The organism is Lysinibacillus sp. LZ02 (assembly GCF_050613145.1).
Lineage (GTDB): Bacteria > Bacillota > Bacilli > Bacillales_A > Planococcaceae > Lysinibacillus_B.
Genome location: NZ_CP192507.1, coordinates 2,994,609 through 3,012,790 on the forward strand (window position 1 = coordinate 2,994,609; position 18,182 = coordinate 3,012,790).

The 18,182-nt window shown below is 37.7% G+C and carries 17 protein-coding genes; 4 read left to right on the top strand and 13 right to left on the bottom strand.

Annotated features, from left to right (window positions below; translation table 11 throughout):
• The first annotated feature begins 13 nt into the window (after window positions 1-13).
• Window positions 14-1,108 carry a M24 family metallopeptidase gene (locus ACQQ2I_RS14560; protein ID WP_431027517.1) on the top strand — a complete coding sequence of 365 codons (1,095 nt, stop codon included), beginning with the start codon at window positions 14-16 and terminating at the stop codon, window positions 1,106-1,108.
• 115 nt (window positions 1,109-1,223) lie between these two features.
• Here ACQQ2I_RS14560 and ald read toward each other — a convergent pair whose 3' ends face one another.
• The gene (gene ald / locus ACQQ2I_RS14565; protein ID WP_431027519.1) at window positions 1,224-2,351 is read right to left on the bottom strand and encodes an alanine dehydrogenase; all 1,128 of its coding nucleotides are present in this window, start codon (window positions 2,349-2,351) and stop codon (window positions 1,224-1,226) included.
• A 262-nt stretch (window positions 2,352-2,613) separates the two neighbouring features.
• On the opposite strand from ald, the gene ACQQ2I_RS14570 reads away from it, so the two are divergent.
• Window positions 2,614-3,060, top strand: a complete 447-nt coding sequence (locus tag ACQQ2I_RS14570) for a universal stress protein (protein ID WP_431027520.1) — start codon at window positions 2,614-2,616, stop codon at window positions 3,058-3,060.
• A 179-nt stretch (window positions 3,061-3,239) separates the two neighbouring features.
• Here the strand turns inward: ACQQ2I_RS14570 and ACQQ2I_RS14575 are convergent, their stop codons facing one another.
• From ACQQ2I_RS14575 to ezrA, 11 genes are all read right to left on the bottom strand, one after another.
• Window positions 3,240-3,410 carry a hypothetical protein gene (locus ACQQ2I_RS14575; protein WP_431027521.1) on the bottom strand — a complete coding sequence of 57 codons (171 nt, stop codon included), beginning with the start codon at window positions 3,408-3,410 and terminating at the stop codon, window positions 3,240-3,242.
• A 514-nt stretch (window positions 3,411-3,924) separates the two neighbouring features.
• Window positions 3,925-4,851, bottom strand: a complete 927-nt coding sequence (locus ACQQ2I_RS14580; RefSeq protein ID WP_431027522.1) for a class I SAM-dependent methyltransferase — start codon at window positions 4,849-4,851, stop codon at window positions 3,925-3,927.
• 245 nt (window positions 4,852-5,096) lie between these two features.
• Entirely contained in the window at window positions 5,097-5,603 is a 507-nt protein-coding gene (gene tpx / locus ACQQ2I_RS14585; protein ID WP_431027523.1) for a thiol peroxidase, read from the bottom strand.
• A gap of 115 nt (window positions 5,604-5,718) precedes the next feature.
• Entirely contained in the window at window positions 5,719-6,270 is a 552-nt protein-coding gene (locus ACQQ2I_RS14590; protein WP_431027524.1) for an RDD family protein, read from the bottom strand.
• Window positions 6,271-6,287: 17 nt separating this feature from the next.
• A complete protein-coding gene (gene sppA / locus ACQQ2I_RS14595) occupies window positions 6,288-7,301 on the bottom strand; it encodes a signal peptide peptidase SppA (RefSeq protein ID WP_431027525.1) in 1,014 nt (337 codons plus the stop codon).
• Between the two features lie 204 nt (window positions 7,302-7,505).
• Window positions 7,506-9,086 (bottom strand): acyl-CoA synthetase MbcS, encoded by a 1,581-nt coding sequence (gene mbcS, locus ACQQ2I_RS14600; RefSeq protein ID WP_431027526.1) that lies wholly within the window; start codon window positions 9,084-9,086, stop codon window positions 7,506-7,508.
• 181 nt (window positions 9,087-9,267) lie between these two features.
• Window positions 9,268-9,468, bottom strand: a complete 201-nt coding sequence (locus ACQQ2I_RS14605; protein WP_391368783.1) for a small, acid-soluble spore protein, alpha/beta type — start codon at window positions 9,466-9,468, stop codon at window positions 9,268-9,270.
• Between the two features lie 89 nt (window positions 9,469-9,557).
• Window positions 9,558-10,766: a tRNA uracil 4-sulfurtransferase ThiI gene (thiI, locus tag ACQQ2I_RS14610; protein WP_431027527.1), complete on the bottom strand. Its 1,209-nt coding sequence runs from the start codon at window positions 10,764-10,766 to the stop codon at window positions 9,558-9,560.
• Window positions 10,763-11,923, bottom strand: coding sequence for a cysteine desulfurase family protein (locus ACQQ2I_RS14615; protein ID WP_431027528.1), 1,161 nt, complete (start codon window positions 11,921-11,923; stop codon window positions 10,763-10,765). The genes thiI and ACQQ2I_RS14615 overlap by 4 nt, the downstream gene beginning before the upstream one ends.
• A 196-nt stretch (window positions 11,924-12,119) precedes the next feature.
• Window positions 12,120-12,509, bottom strand: coding sequence for a YidH family protein (locus ACQQ2I_RS14620; RefSeq protein WP_431027529.1), 390 nt, complete (start codon window positions 12,507-12,509; stop codon window positions 12,120-12,122).
• 237 nt (window positions 12,510-12,746) lie between these two features.
• A complete protein-coding gene (gene ezrA / locus ACQQ2I_RS14625; RefSeq protein WP_431027530.1) occupies window positions 12,747-14,453 on the bottom strand; it encodes a septation ring formation regulator EzrA in 1,707 nt (568 codons plus the stop codon).
• Window positions 14,454-14,577: 124 nt separating this feature from the next.
• Between ezrA and hisJ the strand changes: the two genes are divergently transcribed.
• A complete protein-coding gene (gene hisJ, locus ACQQ2I_RS14630) occupies window positions 14,578-15,372 on the top strand; it encodes a histidinol-phosphatase HisJ (RefSeq protein WP_431027531.1) in 795 nt (264 codons plus the stop codon).
• 16 nt (window positions 15,373-15,388) lie between these two features.
• On the top strand, window positions 15,389-15,868 hold the full coding sequence (locus tag ACQQ2I_RS14635; protein ID WP_431027532.1) for a GAF domain-containing protein: 480 nt from the start codon (window positions 15,389-15,391) through the stop codon (window positions 15,866-15,868).
• 101 nt (window positions 15,869-15,969) lie between these two features.
• Here ACQQ2I_RS14635 and ACQQ2I_RS14640 read toward each other — a convergent pair whose 3' ends face one another.
• A complete protein-coding gene (locus ACQQ2I_RS14640; protein ID WP_431027533.1) occupies window positions 15,970-17,838 on the bottom strand; it encodes a sensor domain-containing diguanylate cyclase in 1,869 nt (622 codons plus the stop codon).
• Window positions 17,839-18,182: the final 344 nt, after the last annotated feature.

Below are 18,182 nucleotides of genomic sequence, written 5' to 3' on the forward strand. Positions count from 1 at the left end.
AGGAGGCACTATTATGACAAAACTTGAATTATTACAAACTTACTTAAAAGAACAACAATTGGATGCTGCTTTTATTACAACACCAGATAATGTATTTTATTTTTCTGGCTTTCATAGCAACCCACATGAGCGCTTACTAGGGGTTATGGTCTTCCAAGAGGCAGAACCCTTTTTAATTTGTCCACAAATGGAAGTACCTGATGCGGTAGCTGCTGGCTGGTCATTCGAAGTAGTCGGGCATCTTGATACAGAAAACGCATGGGATGTTGTCGCAAAAACAATGGCTAAGCGTCAGGTAAAGATTGCAACAATGGCTATTGAAAAAACACACTTAACAGTCGAACGTTTAGAAGAATTAGTGGCACGCTACCCAGATGCTGAATTTGCACGATTAGATGATCAAATCAATGCTATGCGTGTCATTAAATCCGAAGAAGAACTCGTAAAAATGCGCAAAGCTGCAGAACTAGCAGACTACGCCATTCAAGTAGGCTGTGATGCAATCGCTGAAGGTAAAACAGAGATGGATGTATTAAATGAAATCGAATCAGCGATTAAAGCAAAAGGCTATGCAATGAGCTTCGAGACGATGGTTCTTGCTGGGGAAAAATCAGCATCACCACATGGTACACCAGGAGACCGTAAAATTAAACGTGGCGATATGATTTTATTTGACTTAGGTGTTATATACGAAGGCTACTGCTCAGACATTACACGCACGGTTGCTTTTGGTGAAATCAATGAGGCACAACGCGATATTTATAATGCGGTCCGAAAAGCAAATGAAGATGCAATTGCTGCGGTAAAGCCAGGTGTAACAGCCGCTACTTTAGATCAAATTGCACGTGACGTAATTACTAAAGCAGGTTACGGAGATTATTTTACGCATCGTTTAGGTCACGGTCTTGGTATTTCGGTACATGAATTCCCTTCTATTAACGGTGCAAACGATCTTGTGCTGACAGAGGGCATGGTCTTCACAATCGAACCGGGCGTATATAAATCAGATGTAACAGGCGTTCGCATTGAAGATGATGTAGTTGTAACAAAAGATGGCGTTGAAGTATTAACAACATTCACAAAAGAATTAGTCATTATCGAAGGATAAAAAAATCCCGCAGTTATTTGAACTGCGGGATTTTAGCTTATCAACAGAAGAATTCATATGTTAAAATGTTTTTTCCGTTTCGATATAATAACAATTCTTGAAGATTAATTTATCATTATCCCATTAATCGATTGACTACATCACTAGCTGGTGTATACGGAAGACCTTGTGCATCAGCTATTGCTTTGTATACGAGTTCGCCATCAATTGTATTGAGTCCAAGCATTAACGATGGATGATCCACACAAGCTTGTAAGTAGCCTTTATTGGCAATCTCAAGTGCATATGGCACTGTATTATTTGTGAGTGCCATTGTTGATGTGCGTGGTACAGCTCCCGGCATATTGGCTACTGCATAATGCACAACGCCATGTTTTACATACACTGGATCATCATGCGTCGTGACACGGTCGCTCGTTTCAAAAATCCCTCCTTGGTCAATCGCAATATCAATCACGACCGAACCCGGCTGCATAGATTTAACCATATCTTCTGTCACTAATTTTGGTGCTTTTGCTCCGGGAATTAATACGGCACCGATCACTAAATCCGATTTACGTACACTTTCGGCAATGTTAAATGGATTTGACATTAATGTTTGTACATCACGACCAAATAGATCTTCTAACTGACGCAGGCGCTCTGCACTTAAATCAATAATCGTAACATCCGCACCCATGCCAACCGCGATTTTAGCAGCATTTGCTCCGGCTATGCCACCACCAATAACAGTCACTTTTGCACGTGGTACACCAGAAACACCACCAAGTAAAACCCCTTTTCCACCACCAAGTTTTTCCAAATATTGCGCACCGATTTGCGTTGCCATCTTCCCAGCTACTTCACTCATCGGTGTTAATAATGGTAGTGAACGATTCGGTAGTTGCACCGTTTCATATGCAATCCCGATTACTTTATTTTTCAGTAATGCCTTCGTTAGCGCTGGCTCTGGTGCTAAGTGTAAATATGTGAATAAAATAAGCCCTTCCCGCAAGTACTTATACTCGCTTTCAATGGGCTCTTTTACTTTCATGACCATATCGACATCCCAAGCTTCGGCTACTGTATTCACAATAACAGCCCCTGCACGTACATAATCTTCGTCTGTAAACGAAGAACCTAGACCTGCCCCTGTTTCAATTAACACTGTATGCCCTACAGATGTGAGTGTCATTACTCCTGCTGGCGTCATTGCGACACGATATTCATTATTTTTTATTTCTTTTGGTATGCCAATTTTCATATAAAATCCTCCCTCGTTGAACGACAATCCTTTATCCCACTTTCAGTTCCATTGTATCATTTTCTCCAATAAATACATGAAAATTACAACTGGATCTTTAAATATATTTTTCTGGTTATATCACGTGGAATACACTTAAAAAACAAGATTATTACGTAACCAAGAAAAAAATGAGAATATTTTTTATTTTTTGTTGCGAGGTATTTTTTTCTATAAAACATTTGATATAATGAGGATATACACATAAAGGAGGAAATGGAAAATGGCAAATCATTATAAAAATATCGTAGTAGCAGTAGACGGCTCTAAAGAAGCTGAATATGCATTCCGTAAATCAATCGATGTAGCAAATCGTAACGTAGGCTGTACTTTAAACTTAGTTAACGTAATCGATACACGCTCATTCGCAGCAATCGAGGCATACGACCGTTCAATTGCAGAGCGTGCTCAACAACATTCTGAAGAATTACTAAGCGGCTATAAAAAGCAAGCTGAAGAAGCAGGCGTTGAAAATGTAAAAGTAGTGATTGAATATGGTTCACCAAAAAATATCATTACTAAAGAGCTTTCTAAACTTGTAGATGCAGACTTAATCATCTGTGGTGCTACTGGTCTTAACGCTGTGGAACGTTTCTTAATCGGTTCTGTATCAGAAGCAATCGTTCGTTCAGCAAAATGTGACGTACTAGTTATTCGTACACCAGAGTGATTTTCATTCATTCCAATTGAAAACGCTTTAAAAAAGGTTGCCGACTTTGGCAACCTTTTTTTGCTTAACGCATAAGGGTGGTTTTTATGTGTATCGGGGTTTTTTACGCGGGTTTGGGACGGTTTTACGCGACTTTCCTACACTTTTACGCGGGTTCGAAGCTCTTTTACGCGACTCTGCTATTTTATTTTATATTTACTCCCTCTTTTCGAACCGACTTTCTCTAAATTGAGCTTCTTTAATAATCTGACTGCGGCATCTTGAGAACGAATGCCCATGAAATCGCGAAATTCACGATTTGTAATCCATTCGCTCACCAACAATCGGTAATATTTCAGTACTTTTCTCACAGACTCAATGCTTCTCCACTTGCAATATGCACATTCAAACTGTCCATACATAAAGGACATTTTCAAATTGTAACGACATTTACTATACAAAACACCACGAATCATCCTTTGTATATCCAATGACAATGGATTTTCCGGTAGCTGGTGATACTTACGCAAATTTGTGGCTCGCTCGACAAACAAAGTCTATGTTGGCTAAACAACGACGAATATCCCCTTCTAGACCGCTTCTTGTCTTGGGATTATGCATAATAAAGATTTCAGATGGACAAATATAACTGCCCGTTCGATTGGTAATACATCACCCATTAAAAATTGGAGTGACCGCTGATGTCGCTTTACTTGTTAAATGGGATTGCGGAATACATCGACCTCGGCGTTTTCTCGCGTGAGAATCATCTAATCCCGCTCGACATCAATACCAATTGTGCCGGTGATGTTCTTAATCTCTACTACCTATGTAAAATGTCATGATCAAAAAACCGCCCTCCTAAGAGAGCGGTCACTTCATCCATTATTTATTTTCCTTCCATAGTCGTACTTTTTCAAAGAACATCGCTAGTGCTTGTTTATTCGCCATATTTGGTACTTTCGCCAATAACACTTCCCGAGGTGCCTTTACGTCTGCACGTTGCTTTTGTAAAATTAAAATACTCTTCTCGTGTGCTTTGCTTGAGAACATCGTTTCCGGTAATTGAATAACCGCTTGAATCCATGCATGTTTTTTAATGTATTTGTGTAAGTTTTTAGCTTGTTCCGATTCAAATAATGCTGCTGGAATTAAGAAAAATAAATAGCCGCCTTCTTTCGTATGCTTAAGCGATTGCTCAATAAATAAATGATGCGAGTAGCTCATTCCTTCTTCTGCACACAATTCATAATCAAGGGCCACTTCTTCATTTGGATAATAGCCTACCGGTAAATCACACACAACCGCATCCACTGGGTCGACAAGTAGCGATTCCAGTGCATCTTGTCGATATAATGCAATCGGTTGCTCCGTTAAATCGGCTGTCGCCGCTGCTAAACGAATAAGCAGTTCATCTACTTCTACTCCTGTTGCTTCTACTTTTCCATCAAGTACATTCATTAAAGTAAACATTAAATTTCCTGTCCCTAGCGCTAAATCAGCAACCGAAATCGACCCTTCTGCCAGATCCTTTTCATAAAATTGCTCAACAAAATAGCTCACTAATAATCCTAATGTATCGGGTGTCATCTGATGATTTGGTTGCGTATTTTTTCGCATTCCTTTTAAAATAGCAATTTGAATTGCTTTACGCATATCTTCTTTCGTTGCACCTTCTACTTCCCATTTAAATGCACCATCTAATGTCCCTTCAAGCATCGCAAGTACACCGTCTAAATACGTCATGTCTTGCTTCTCAAATTTCTCAGCTTGCTCGTTTATAATATTAAAAATGTGTTCGAACTTTTCCACGTAAAAACTTCCTTTCGAAATGAAAGAACCCACCCAAATGAGTGAGTTCGTCATTGTTCTTTTTTCACTTTACTATAAAGTGAAACTTCAATCAGTGGGATTTTCCTCAGCCCCACTGATTGTTAGTTGAACCAATCGGGCTTTTACGAGCAGTTGATCTCCCACCTACACTTCTTAATTTTCTTAAGCCTCGCGGTGGGAGTCTTACTGCCCGTTAATGCGGGATAAAAATGAAAAAAAGAATATTATTTCGTTAGCTCTTTTACAGCTGCAATGGCTGCTTCGTAATTTGGATGATTTGTTGCTTCTGATACGTACTCTACATATGTTACTTGATCATTAGCATCTACTACGAATACAGCACGAGTTAATAAGCGTAATGCTTCGATTAAAACGCCATACGCTTCACCAAATGAGCCTGCACGGTGGTCAGAAACTGTTACGACATTTTCGATACCAGCTGCACCACACCAGCGCTTTTGTGCGAATGGCAAGTCCATAGATACTGTGTAAATGACTACATTGTCACCAAGCTCCGCAGCTGCTTCATTGAATTTACGTGTTTGCGCATCACATACGCCCGTATCAAGTGAAGGCACTACGCTGAATAGACGGATTTTCCCTGCTGAATCCTTTAATGTTACTTCTGATAAATCGTTAGCTAACACTTTGAAATCTGGCGCCGTGTCTCCTACTTTCACTTCGTTACCAATTAATGTTACTGGGTTATTTTTGAATGTTGTTTGTACCAATTTAAAACGCCTCCTTAGTTATGTATTTAATCTTACTAGAATCGCCTTCCTTAGTGCAACTGCCAAAGCTTTTAAAAAAATGAAAAACCACCTACGGATAGGCAGTTTTCCAAAGTTACATAGAGGTTGTTGATACTGTATCTAAATCTATTACGTCTTGTTTGAACACTTTTTTCTGAGAAAATACTTCTTCATGTACAACAACTGTATCTGCAGCAAAATCATGGATCGCTTTATGTTGCGGTGTAAAAATAACGAGTAAATATGGTACTTTTAAAAACGTATTGCTAATAAAGCGCCCGATACATTCTCGAAAAATAACCGTCATCCAATCAAGCTTCTCACCATTGTCCTTTTTCACACGCAAACCAAAAATCATTTTACCGATTGTTTGGCTCCACCACTTTGTTAAAAGTACAAAATATGCATAATATACAATCGCTGAAATAATAGAGATTGGGGCATACCAGACAGAGTCATTAAAGCTCCAATCCATTAAATAAAAGATTGGATTAATGACAATCCCGATTACTGCCGAAATGACAAGTAAATCGATGATAAACGCCCAAAAGCGCATCCAAAACCCTGCTGCTTTTTGCTCATAGCTCTCTATTTCTCGAACGATAGGCTCGTTAGGAATGACCGTTGTTTCTTGCTTTTCAAGCATCCAAAATCACTCCTTTCTTAATAATCACCGTATAAATACATCATGCGCGGTGAATTGCTCGTTGATAAAATCTTTTTCAATAATTGCTCTTCTTGAGATGGCCCAAAGAATGAGCTTACCTTTACACCTAATAAGCTTCCAAAGCTATCATCCGTTGTCGTATACTCAAATAACTCTGCCTCTTCTAACCCATAATCTGTTCGAAGCATCGCAACCGCATCATCTAGCTGACCAATTTCATCTACTAAACCTGCTCGCTTCGCTTGTGTACCACCTAAAATACGTCCGTCCGCGACTTTCTTTACTTCCGCTTCTGTCATGCCACGTCCTTGTTCAACAACATCCACAAAATCTTCATACGATTCATCAATAATCTCTTGAAGCATTGCTAATTCTTCTTCTGTTGAAGCACGCGAGCCGCCAAACATATCTTTATGTGCGCCCGATTTAATCGTTTCAAATTCGATTCCTACTTTTTCTGCAAGTTTTTCATAATTAAATGCTTGCATAATGACACCGATTGAGCCTGTAATTGTTTCTTTTTGAGCAAAAATTTTATCTGCTGGTGCGGAAATGTAATAGCCTCCTGAAGCGGCATATGTATCCATTGATACGTAAATTGGAATTTGTCGTTCTTCTTTAATTTGCACTAACTTTTCATGGATTTCAGCTGATTCAATGACGCCTCCACCCGGTGAGTTAACAGATAATACAATTCCCTTCACTGTCTCATCATTTAAAATGGACTCTAATTGACTCATGAATCCTTGATGGTCATACTCGACTTCTTCCCACCATGAACCTGAACCAACATCTAAAATCGTTCCGTTAACTTCTAATAATGCAATGCGGTTTTCTGTATCACCAACTTCAACCGGCATTTCATACGCTACCGTATCCACCGTTTCAAACGTACTTTCAAAGCTAGAGAAAAAGTCTGCCTTAAATAAAGCCATAATGGAATTTAACCCTAGTGAAAAGAATAGTAAAACTGCTGCTGCAATAAGCGCAATCCACCTTTTTGTATTCATTTAATCGCCTCCTAATACAGTGTATACGAATCAATTCAATAAATGTTTCGTAAATTTTAAAATGTTATCTTTAGGAATAGGAAAAGAGCAAAAATTTGCCACAATAACGTTAACTTTTTTAAAGATTGCCCGCAATAAAAAGGTTGCTTCGAGAAAAATTTTTCTTCTCAAAGCAACCTCACAAACTATCGCTACAGTAACAGCTTAACTATGTTGTTTCGTAAACTCTGCATTGCGTAGTTCTACACGACGAATTTTCCCTGAAACTGTTTTTGGCAGTGCATCCATAAATTCAATTTTACGTGGATACTTATAAGGTGCCGTTAAGTCTTTTACATGCTCTTGCAGTTCTCGAATAATCGTTGGACTATTTTTCAGCTCTGGATCACGTAACACAACAAATGCTTTTACGATCGCACCACGAATTTCATCTGGGCTTGCTACGACTGCACATTCTTGCACAGCTGGGTGCTTTACAAGTGCATCCTCTACTTCAAATGGCCCTATCGTGTAACCAGATGAAATGATGATATCATCACCACGGCCTTCAAACCAGAAGTAGCCATCTTCATCTTTTTGTGCACGGTCGCCTGTAATATACCAATCTCCGCGGAATTGCATACTTGTACGCTCAGGGTCTCTTAAATACCCACGGAATAATGCAGGCGTTGATTTATGAACAGCAATGTTCCCAACCTCACCTGGTGGTAACACATTCCCCTCGTCATCAATAATATCTACCATATTCCCTGGTGTTGGTTTCCCCATCGAACCTGGACGTGGTTCCATCCCTTTTAAAGTCCCAACAAGTAATGTATTTTCTGTTTGCCCATATCCATCACGCACTTGCAAGTTAAACTCACGTAAAAATATGTTGATTACTTCACGATTTAACGGTTCACCAGCTGATACAGCACTATGTAATGCCGATAAATTATATTGTGCTAAATCGTCTACTTTTGCCATTAAACGATACTCTGTTGGTGTACAGCAAAGTACGTTTACTTTATGTTGTTGGAGTAACTCTAAATATGTGGCAGCATCAAATTTCCCTTTATATACGAATGCAGTTGCCCCACTACCTAACGACGCTAAAAACGGACTCCAAATCCATTTTTGCCATCCCGGTGCAGCGGTTGCCCACACAATATCACCATTCTCCACGCCTAACCAGCTTTTCGCTGTTGTACGGAGATGTGCATATCCCCATGCATGTGTATGGACCGCACTTTTTGGATTACCTGTTGTTCCACTTGTATAGGCTAAAAACGCTACATCCTCTGCATTCGTTTGTACGCCTGCAAACGTAGTTGCTTGTCCTTTTGCCTCATCAAATAGTCGTTTCCAAGGTTCGTTTGCATCCCCCACAACATATAATTGTAAATTATGTAAATGCTCTACCTCATCAAATTCATCTACATACGTCTCATACGCAACAACCGCTTTTGCCTGTGCATGTATAATACGATAATCAATATCTTTTGCACGAAGCAATTCTGAACTTGGAATAATCGTAAGACCCGCTTTTAATGCACCAATATACGTTACGTAAGCTTCAAGTGAACGCGGTAACATAACGAGTAATACATCCCCTTTTTGTAACCCGTTGTTTTTAAACACGTTCGCAACTTGATTAGCCTTTTGAATAAGCTCAGCATACGTAACTTCCTCAATAGCATCATTATCATGATGAATGAGTAACGCTGTTTTCTGTTCTGTGGCGTGTTTTTCAATTTCATCTACAATGTTATACACTTCTGGTGCTAATAGATCTTCTCGCTTCATACTTGGTTTCCCCCTTGTTCTTTTAGCATGTTACATTTATATTATATCGCGATATACTTCATTCTTCAAAAAAATCCAACATTTTGAAAGAGAAATTTTTTTTATAATATTTTTTTCTGCGGTACATACTAAACGGAAAAAGACACCTCGTTAATACGAGATGCCTTTCCCTTTTATTATTTTATTGACCTTTTAATTGTTGCTCAGCCATTTGGACAAGACGTTTTGTAATCTCGCCACCAACTGAACCGTTTGCACGTGCAGAAGCGTCTGCTCCTAATTGTACGCCAAACTCTTGTGCGATTTCATATTTCATTTGGTCTAATGCTTGTTGCGCACCTGGTACGCTAAGTTTGTTTGAACTACGATTGTTGTTTGTCATCGTGTTTCACCTCCTTGTGCAATTAGAATGCTCCAGAGGATATTTTTCATACACATTTTTTTAGAGGTAAATTATTCTTCAAAAAGTAATTATAGAAAATCAGCAAATTGGTCTTCTTGACGCTTCTTTTCAGGCAACATGTGTACTTCACGATTACGTACTGCCCGCTCAATATACTCATCAAATTCCGTAAAGCTTTCGTAATGCATTACCTTTTCTAATTTTGGCTTTGTTTTCGGACTGGCTGGTGTAAAAATTGTACAGCAATCTTCATACGGCTGAATGGATGTCTCATACGTACCGATTCGTTCTGCAATGTTAATAATATCTAATTTATCGTTAGCGATTAACGGACGTAAAATGGGCGTTGACGTCACATCATTAATGGCTGTTAAGCTTTCTAATGTTTGTGATGCCACTTGCCCTAAAGATTCGCCTGTCACAATCGCTAATGCCCCAATCTCTTCTCGCACTTTGTCAGCAATACGTAACATCATACGACGTGTAGTTGTCATTGTCATATTTTCAGGTACACGTTCTTTAATTAATACTTGCAACTCTGTAAACGGAATAATGTGTAAACGAATTTTCGCACCAAATTTCGTTAATTCATTTGCTAAATCTTTTACTTTTTGCAATGAATTTTGACTTGTATAAGGTGGGCTATAAAAATGAATGGCTTCTAACCGAACGCCGCGCTTCATCATTAAATAGCCAGCTACAGGACTATCGATGCCACCAGATAACATAAGTAGTGATTTACCATTTGAACCAACAGGCATACCACCTGCACCAGGAATTACTTGCGCCATCATATACACTGCATCCAGACGTACTTCAATACGTAGCTCTACATCTGGCTTTTTCACGTTGACCGATAAGTTTTGATAATTACGAAGAACCGTACCGCCAATTTCGCGTTGAATCCCATGTGAATCAAGTGGGAAGTTTTTATCTGTACGACGCACTTCTACTTTAAACGTAATCTCTTCATCTTTGTAAAGCTCCATAATTTGAATGGCTAAAGCTTTCATTTGCTCCATATCTTTTTCACATGAAGCAACCGGACTAAACGATTGAATACCGAACACTTCTGGTAGACGTTCCAGTAATACATTCATTTTTTCTTCATTTTCGATTTCAATGAACATGCGATCACGCTCAGCACGAATTTTTAATGGCATAATATCATGAAATGAATAACGAATATTTTCGCGTAGGCGATGAATAAAATCGTTTTTGTTACGCCCTTTCGTCGAAAGCTCGCCATAACGAATTAAAATTTCTTTCCAAATCATTTGATTAAATCTCCTTTTAATTGCTTCATCACTTTGGCAAATGCTTGTTTAAATGCAGTGATATCAGCCTCTGTTGTTTGCATACCAAAACTAATGCGTAATACACCTTTTTTGAATGCTGGATTGATGTTAAGTGCTTCTACAACATGACTTGTTTTCGTTTGCTTTGATGAACAAGCACTGGATGTAGATACAATCACACCTTCTTTTTGTAATGCATTAATTAAAATTTCCCCTTTTAATCCACGCACGCTAAATGATGTAATATAAGGGGCACCTTGCTTCGTTGACAATAAATACACTTCATGATTAAAACCTTTTAGGAAGGTGCGAATGTCTTGTTGCCATGCCGTATACTTTTGATATGTGTTGTCCATACTTTCAACTGCTAAGCGTGCTGCTTTTGCAAAAGCGACTGCTTGCGGAACCGCTACCGTACCACTACGAAGTCCAAATTCTTGACCACCGCCTACAATATAAGGGGCAATATTAAACGATTTCCGAAAAGCAATGACACCTGAGCCTTTCAGCGCATGAATTTTATGACCTGAAATCGATACAATATCCGGCCCAGCTTCTCCGTGAAATGCGACTGGCAATTTCCCAAAACTTTGCACTGCATCAACATGCAACATAGCACGACTGTTTTCATGAATAATATTTGCCGCTTGTTCAATTGGTTGAATCGCACCCATTTCGTTATTTACGTGCATAATACTTACTAAAATGGTATCTTTACGTACTTTCTCACGCAGTTCATTTAACGAAATCACACCATTTGCATCTACACGTAAATAATCTACTTCAAATCCTTCTTCTTCCAAGCGTTTTACCGCTTCTAGTACAGAAGGATGTTCTATTTGAGTTGTGATAATATGCTTTCCTTTATGCATGCTTACACGAGCGATGCCGAAAATCGCCATATTATTCGCTTCCGTACCACCTGCTGTAAAGATGATTTCTCTAGCTTCGGTATTTAAAAGATGTGCCACTTGTTCTCGGGCACGCATTAATAACGTATTCGCTGTGACACCGGCTTCATGAATAGAAGCAGGATTGGCATAATACTGCTCATTCACTTGCACAAATGTCTTTAATACATCTGAATGCGACTTTGTTGTTGCGCTGTTATCTAAATAGACTATGTTGTCTTTCATTCATTTCCACACACTTTCAAAACATTGATTTAACGGTATTTATCATAACGCAATATGTCACGAATGACCATAAACTTTTATAGGAAATCAAGTTCAGTTGTTAATGGTTCCCTTTTTACCCACCTAAAATCGCTATAAATTATTAAAAGACCACCCATTACGGAGTGGTCTTTAATCATGCCCCCAATTTTTGATCCTACGATAAACTAATCAACAAAAAGTAGATAATTACCATCAAAATCAATACAATTAAAAAATAAGATACCCACACAATATGTCTATTAGAAGGCATAAATACTTCATTTAATATTTGTTTTCTTTTTGTGGAATAATTAAATGTAGCTGTGAAAATAATTAATAATCCAAATAGACATGCCAACAAACCAATCATCGCTGATAAAAAATCAACCCAAAAATTCCGAACAGTTCCTACGGCAAAATGTAAACTTGTTGCTAAGAAAGCAACACCTAATATGGAAATAGCCGTTCTAATCCATGCTAAATATGTTCTTTCATTGGCTAAATGTTGCTGGGCATACTTTAATTGTTTACTTACTGTTTCTTGATCTAGCTGGTTATTTGACATCTGTTACCACCTACTACTTCGATAAAGTCATATTTATACTCATAATGAGCAAATCCATCAAAATATAGTACTATTTAAAGTAACTGTTGCTTTCCGCTCTGACACTCGTGCCTCGGCTACAAGCAACTATTATTGAATAAGATCATTATACGCTAAATAAAACCACCTACACAAAATGTGTGGTGGTTTTGTTACAACGTATTGTATGAGAACACTAATTGTTCAAGGATATAACCTTTATGATTTTAAAGCCATTTCTTCCTGCATCAGCTCTTGAATCCTTTTAAGGGCACCTGGTTCTGCTGATTCAACGGCGGCAGCTGCATCTTCAAGCGCCTTTATATAACGACATTGATGAAATGCGTCTTCAGCTTCTCGTAATTGTACATGCATTTGCGGATTGGATGCACGATAACGATTGCCATACTGAATAATCCGTTCGATGTACATGACATTTTCAATCATTTCTTCCGCTTTGGCTTTTACTTCCTCAATACATTTTTTTGCATTATTTAAGTTATTGTTGATTTGCTCCATATTAAGCGGTGTTTCTTGTAAGCTTTGCATCACAATAAACAACTGCTCTTCCGCTTCTTCTAGGCGCACATCCATTTCTTCTGGAATACCAGGTATATTTGCTCTTCCTAGCATACGTTCTGTTTCTTGCAGTAATTTACTTAATGCTTCAAGCTGTGTACGTGCCGTATTTTCATCAACACGTAAGTTTTTCAAACGTAGGGAGAAGTTTTCTTGCTCCTCATTAACACGTGCAAGCTCTTCGCTAATCTCTTCTAACTCTTCTTTTAAGCTAGAATAAGCAGATTTTTCTTCTGTTACACGCATAGCTAAAAGTTCATAACGTCTATGTAACACTTCTAATTGCTTTAAGCAATTACGCGGAATTTCTGCATCTTTTTCAGGTAGACGATAGCTGTGTTGTACATATGTTGCCTCATCACTAACTTCACGTGTTATAACCATTAGGTTTTGCAATGTATCGCGAAGTGGCGAGCAATGATGATCCACATATTTTTTGGCGACTACTTCTTTTTCAAGTAAGTCATAAAAATGATCAATTTCTCCATTTATTTCATCAATACGTGGCTTCACTTTTTCAATATCTAAATCTGCGATCATTTTCTTTAACTCTTCTAATTCCTTTTCAACACGATCTAAGTATTCGGTCAGTTCTAAATGGCGTAAATAATAGTGTTGTTCTTCCATCTCTTGTTGACCCATCCGTAATTCGTGAATGGCCGTTGGAATTTTCGTTTGAACTTCGGATAATAGCGACGGGATATCACTGAGCAATTCAAAAATTTCTTGCGCCTCTGTATTGAGTAAAAGGACAATTTCACGCGCTTGCAAGTAATTCCCTTCCGCTGTTAAAATGTCAAACTCGTCAAATTTTGGACTAAATTGCTCTAAACGCTTTTCCAACTTTTCAAGTGCTGAACCAAATGAATGTTGGTGGGCTAAAACTGTTTTACGAGCGGAGCGATGATATTCTTTCAACTGCTCCATTTCAATTCGATTTTTTTCTTCACTACCGATTAACTCTTCCAATTCAGCTAAAATTTTAAGACGTGTTTTTTCGCATTCTGCAATTTTCTCTTCAATTGCTTTTTCAATTTCCGTTGCTTTTTTAAATTTGAATCGATCTATGTATTCCTCTGCATCAAACAATAAAGCGTCAATTTTTATGACATGGACGTCCGTTACTTCTACCCATGCATTGCGCCAGTTTTCAAAGAGTTCCTCTGTTTGACCGTTCATATTTAATGCTTTTACTTTTGTCAACTCTTCGTAGATTGGATAATGCTGAACTTCCAGCTTTTCCTTCTCTAGCCGTGCTATAATCACATTATGTTTTCGTCTATAAAATAGACCTACTGCTAATAATGCTAATAGTACGACTGCAACAATGATGATATACTGTATCATTGTAAGCCCCCTATTCCAAAAATATCTGAATTGGCTAATGTATCTATAATAATACCATGTTTTTAGTTTTTTGTTTTAAATAATTACGAAGTTAAGTAGGCTAATTCAACAGGAGGTACCACATATGAAAAAAGATGGACACATTCATACACCTTTTTGTCCACATGGCTCACCTGATTTATTTGAACACTACATTGAAAAAGCGATTAAATATCATTTTACCGAGATTACCTTTACAGAGCACGCTCCTCTTCCACCATCTTTTAATGACCCAACACCAGATCAAGACAGTGGGATGGACGCGAATCATCTTCAGAGCTATTTATTGCAACTAAATGACTTAAAATCACATTATAAAAACAAGATACATATAAATATCGGCTTAGAAGTTGATTATATTAGTGGCTATGAAAAAGAAACAAGGGCCTTTCTGAATGAAATCGGTCCGCAATTAGACGATGCTATTCTTTCTGTTCATTTTCTACAATATGAAAATGAATATTGTTGTATCGACTTCTCGGATGAAGTGTATTTACAATTCGCCGAAAAAGTCGGTGGCATCCAGCAACTTTATGATTTGTATTACGAAACCGTTTGGGCATCTATTACAGCAGATTTAGGTCCCTATAAACCAAAACGGATTGGTCATCCGACATTAATTCATAAATTTCAACATGCACACCAGCAACAAATCGATGATGATGCACAAGTGAAAGAAATTTTTCACCTTATGAAAAAATCCAATTACGAACTCGATTTAAATAGTGCCGGGCTAAGCAAACCATTATGTCGTGAACCTTACCCACCCTATCATTTAATCGACTATGCGAAGGAAATGAACCTTCCTTACGTCTTTGGTTCAGATGCACATACAGTCAAAGATTTACACCAGCACTATAATATAATTTTTAAAGACTAATACAGCGAGGGATTTTATGTTTACACAAATTAATTACGAAGGCTCCATTCAAGAGCAATATATTACATTATCAAAGCAACTCGATGCACTCTTAACAGATGAATGTGACCAAATTGCCAATTTGAGCAATGCATCTGCTTTGTTAAACGTATTCTTATCAGATATTAACTGGGTTGGCTTTTATCTCATGAAAGAGAATGAACTAGTACTCGGACCATTCCAAGGGTTGCCTGCATGTGTACGTATCCCTGTAGGTCGCGGTGTATGTGGTACCGCTGTTGCGCAAAAAGAAACAGTTGTTGTTGCAGATGTGCATGCATTTCCTGGTCATATCGCATGTGATGCAGCATCTAATTCAGAAATCGTTATTCCATTAATAAAAGAAGATGCAGTCATCGGTGTACTAGATATCGATAGCCCACTTAAAAACCGTTTCTCGAAAGAAGACCAAGTAGGGCTAGAGCAATTTGTCGATGTTTTAATGAAGCATATTTAACGCTTTTCGCAAAAAAACACCAGCATGTTAGCTTTATAACATCCTGGTGTTTTGCTTTGTATAAAAGTTTAGCTAAAGTTAATGATTTTGAATAACCCTGCTTAAGGTTGCAACTGCATTGAATCATTAAACATACGAACTTGGTTTTTGCCATTATTTTTAGCATTATATAACGCCGTATCTGCATGTAAAAATACTGATTGGAACTCTGGGCGTGCCGTTTGATTCCATGTCACTAAACCAGCTGAAATGGTTACAACCGGTGTTGTGACTTGCGGAATGACAGCTACAATTTGTTCGGCAATTTTTAGCGCTTCATCATCTAAAATATTCGGGATATAAACAGACAGCTCTTCACCGCCCCAACGAGCACAAATGCCCCGTTTACCAATTGTTTCCCGCAATTGTGTGCCAATTTGAATGAGTACTTCATCGCCAATTTGATGCCCATACGTATCATTTACACGCTTAAAATTATCAATATCAATTAACATAAACATGCCCGACTCATCACTTACTAATGATTTTTCTACATAATCATCTAAGTAACTACGTGCAAATAGCTTTGTTAAGTGGTCGCGGTCGACCATATTTTGCAGCTCGTCTCGTAAAAGAGAATTCGCAATCGCTAAAGATGAATGATGGATCAGCGATTGCATCAGTTTGAAACTATCGAAAGAGAAGAAATACGGATCCCGATGTAACACAATACTAAAACCATTAATACGCTCTTCCACAATCATTGGAATCGCCATAACCGACTTATACTTCACATCTTCAGCAATTAATCGACTAAAATCAGCAATAAATAACGGGTCTTGTGTACTATCAAAATGTTTTTCTACATAGTCAATATATACATGCCCTTGTGATGATTTAAATAGCCCGGTACTCGCTTCCGTTAATTCATAACGATCGCCATTTTTGAATACGAAGCAAATCTCCATCGGCTGAAATGACTTTATTAATTGCTTTTGTAAAAATAAGAGCATTTCATTAATATCTAACTTCATATTTAAGCGGTGAGATGTTTCATTAATCAGTTGCAAATCACTAATCAATCGGTGTGATTGATGGTAAAGTTTCGCATTTTCTAAAGCGTTCCCAGAAGCTTGTGCGAGCATGCCAATAAACTCTTTTTGTACCTTTGAAAACTCATATGTTGTTGGTGCACTTACTTGTAGAATCCCATAAATAGCTTGTCTACCTTTAATTGGTGCATTGAGTAATCGACAGTTTAAATCCTCGGCTAGTTCCGTTGTAATATCGCCGGAAACAAAAGCTTCAATTGTTGAAGGGCGTTCTGATAAATAATCGAATGGCTTAATATGAATCGTTGTTTGACGATCTTGATCATTAGACAAAATTAACTCAACGACTAAATCCGGGAAATTTTCTCTAATTGTGGCTAGAACGTTTTGTAATATTAAATCAATATCCATTGTGGAATGAAAAAGATCCGTCATATTGTATAGCTTACGGTATTGATTTTCGTTTAACCGCATATTTTGTGTTTCTTTCACAACGGATGTTACTTTCGAAAGTGTATCAACTAAGTCTTCAGCTATTTTTTCTCCTGAAAATAGTTGCCACTGTTCTGAAGCTTTAAATAATAAAATTCCACTAGGCGGCTTTTGTTCTACTTGCAATAGCATCATGTGTGTCATTTGGTTATACGGTTCTTGCTCACTTAACAAGTCAGGAATATTTACAACTTTTTCTGAGGCAAAGTAGGTGTCAAAAAGTGCCCATGGAATCTCCATTACTTTCGATGATTCAGTTTTCAACGGTTTTAGCCCATCTGTTTCGTAGACTAAAACGCAACTGTGATGAAAATCCATATGTTTCTTTAGTACTATTAATAACGATTCAAAAAACCTATCTAATGTATCATTTCCATCTATTGAATTAACATAAAGACTCAATATATCCGATTTAATATTCGTTATAATTTGTTGATGTTCATTCATGAAATCACCTTTTCTTTCAACTTAACGAATCAATAGTATTATCTTATAACTTAGTATACACGGATTATGTCTATTTGACTATTGAAATTTATGGTTTTTTTTTCTATTAAAGCCTACGTCTCTGGAAATATAAAGTGCAATCCGTCGTTAATGGTTACATTTTTTAAATTTTACCAGTTATCATTCTACACTTCTTTCTTGACTCTTTTTTAAAAAAAAGATACAATTTCTTTTGTGTAAAATGAACGCAGCAGTTATACAAACTTATTCTGTATTTTATTCCTCTTTTCAATAGATGGTGTAAAAGTAACTTGATCGGCTGCTCAAGCGAAATTACGTGAAAA

Coding starts and splice junctions, on each gene's coding strand:
- ACQQ2I_RS14590 (WP_431027524.1), bottom strand. CDS start 6,270: ATGCTTGAAAAGCAAGAAACAACGGTCATTCCTAACGAGCCTATCGTT.
- ACQQ2I_RS14605 (WP_391368783.1), bottom strand. CDS start 9,468: ATGACAAACAACAATCGTAGTTCAAACAAACTTAGCGTACCAGGTGCG.
- ACQQ2I_RS14640 (WP_431027533.1), bottom strand. CDS start 17,838: ATGAATGAACATCAACAAATTATAACGAATATTAAATCGGATATATTG.
- mbcS (WP_431027526.1), bottom strand. CDS start 9,086: ATGAAGCGAGAAGATCTATTAGCACCAGAAGTGTATAACATTGTAGAT.
- hisJ (WP_431027531.1), top strand. CDS start 14,578: ATGAAAAAAGATGGACACATTCATACACCTTTTTGTCCACATGGCTCA.
- thiI (WP_431027527.1), bottom strand. CDS start 10,766: ATGATTTGGAAAGAAATTTTAATTCGTTATGGCGAGCTTTCGACGAAA.
- ACQQ2I_RS14615 (WP_431027528.1), bottom strand. CDS start 11,923: ATGAAAGACAACATAGTCTATTTAGATAACAGCGCAACAACAAAGTCG.
- ald (WP_431027519.1), bottom strand. CDS start 2,351: ATGAAAATTGGCATACCAAAAGAAATAAAAAATAATGAATATCGTGTC.
- ACQQ2I_RS14635 (WP_431027532.1), top strand. CDS start 15,389: ATGTTTACACAAATTAATTACGAAGGCTCCATTCAAGAGCAATATATT.
- ACQQ2I_RS14560 (WP_431027517.1), top strand. CDS start 14: ATGACAAAACTTGAATTATTACAAACTTACTTAAAAGAACAACAATTG.
- ACQQ2I_RS14620 (WP_431027529.1), bottom strand. CDS start 12,509: ATGTCAAATAACCAGCTAGATCAAGAAACAGTAAGTAAACAATTAAAG.
- ACQQ2I_RS14570 (WP_431027520.1), top strand. CDS start 2,614: ATGGCAAATCATTATAAAAATATCGTAGTAGCAGTAGACGGCTCTAAA.
- sppA (WP_431027525.1), bottom strand. CDS start 7,301: ATGAATACAAAAAGGTGGATTGCGCTTATTGCAGCAGCAGTTTTACTA.
- ezrA (WP_431027530.1), bottom strand. CDS start 14,453: ATGATACAGTATATCATCATTGTTGCAGTCGTACTATTAGCATTATTA.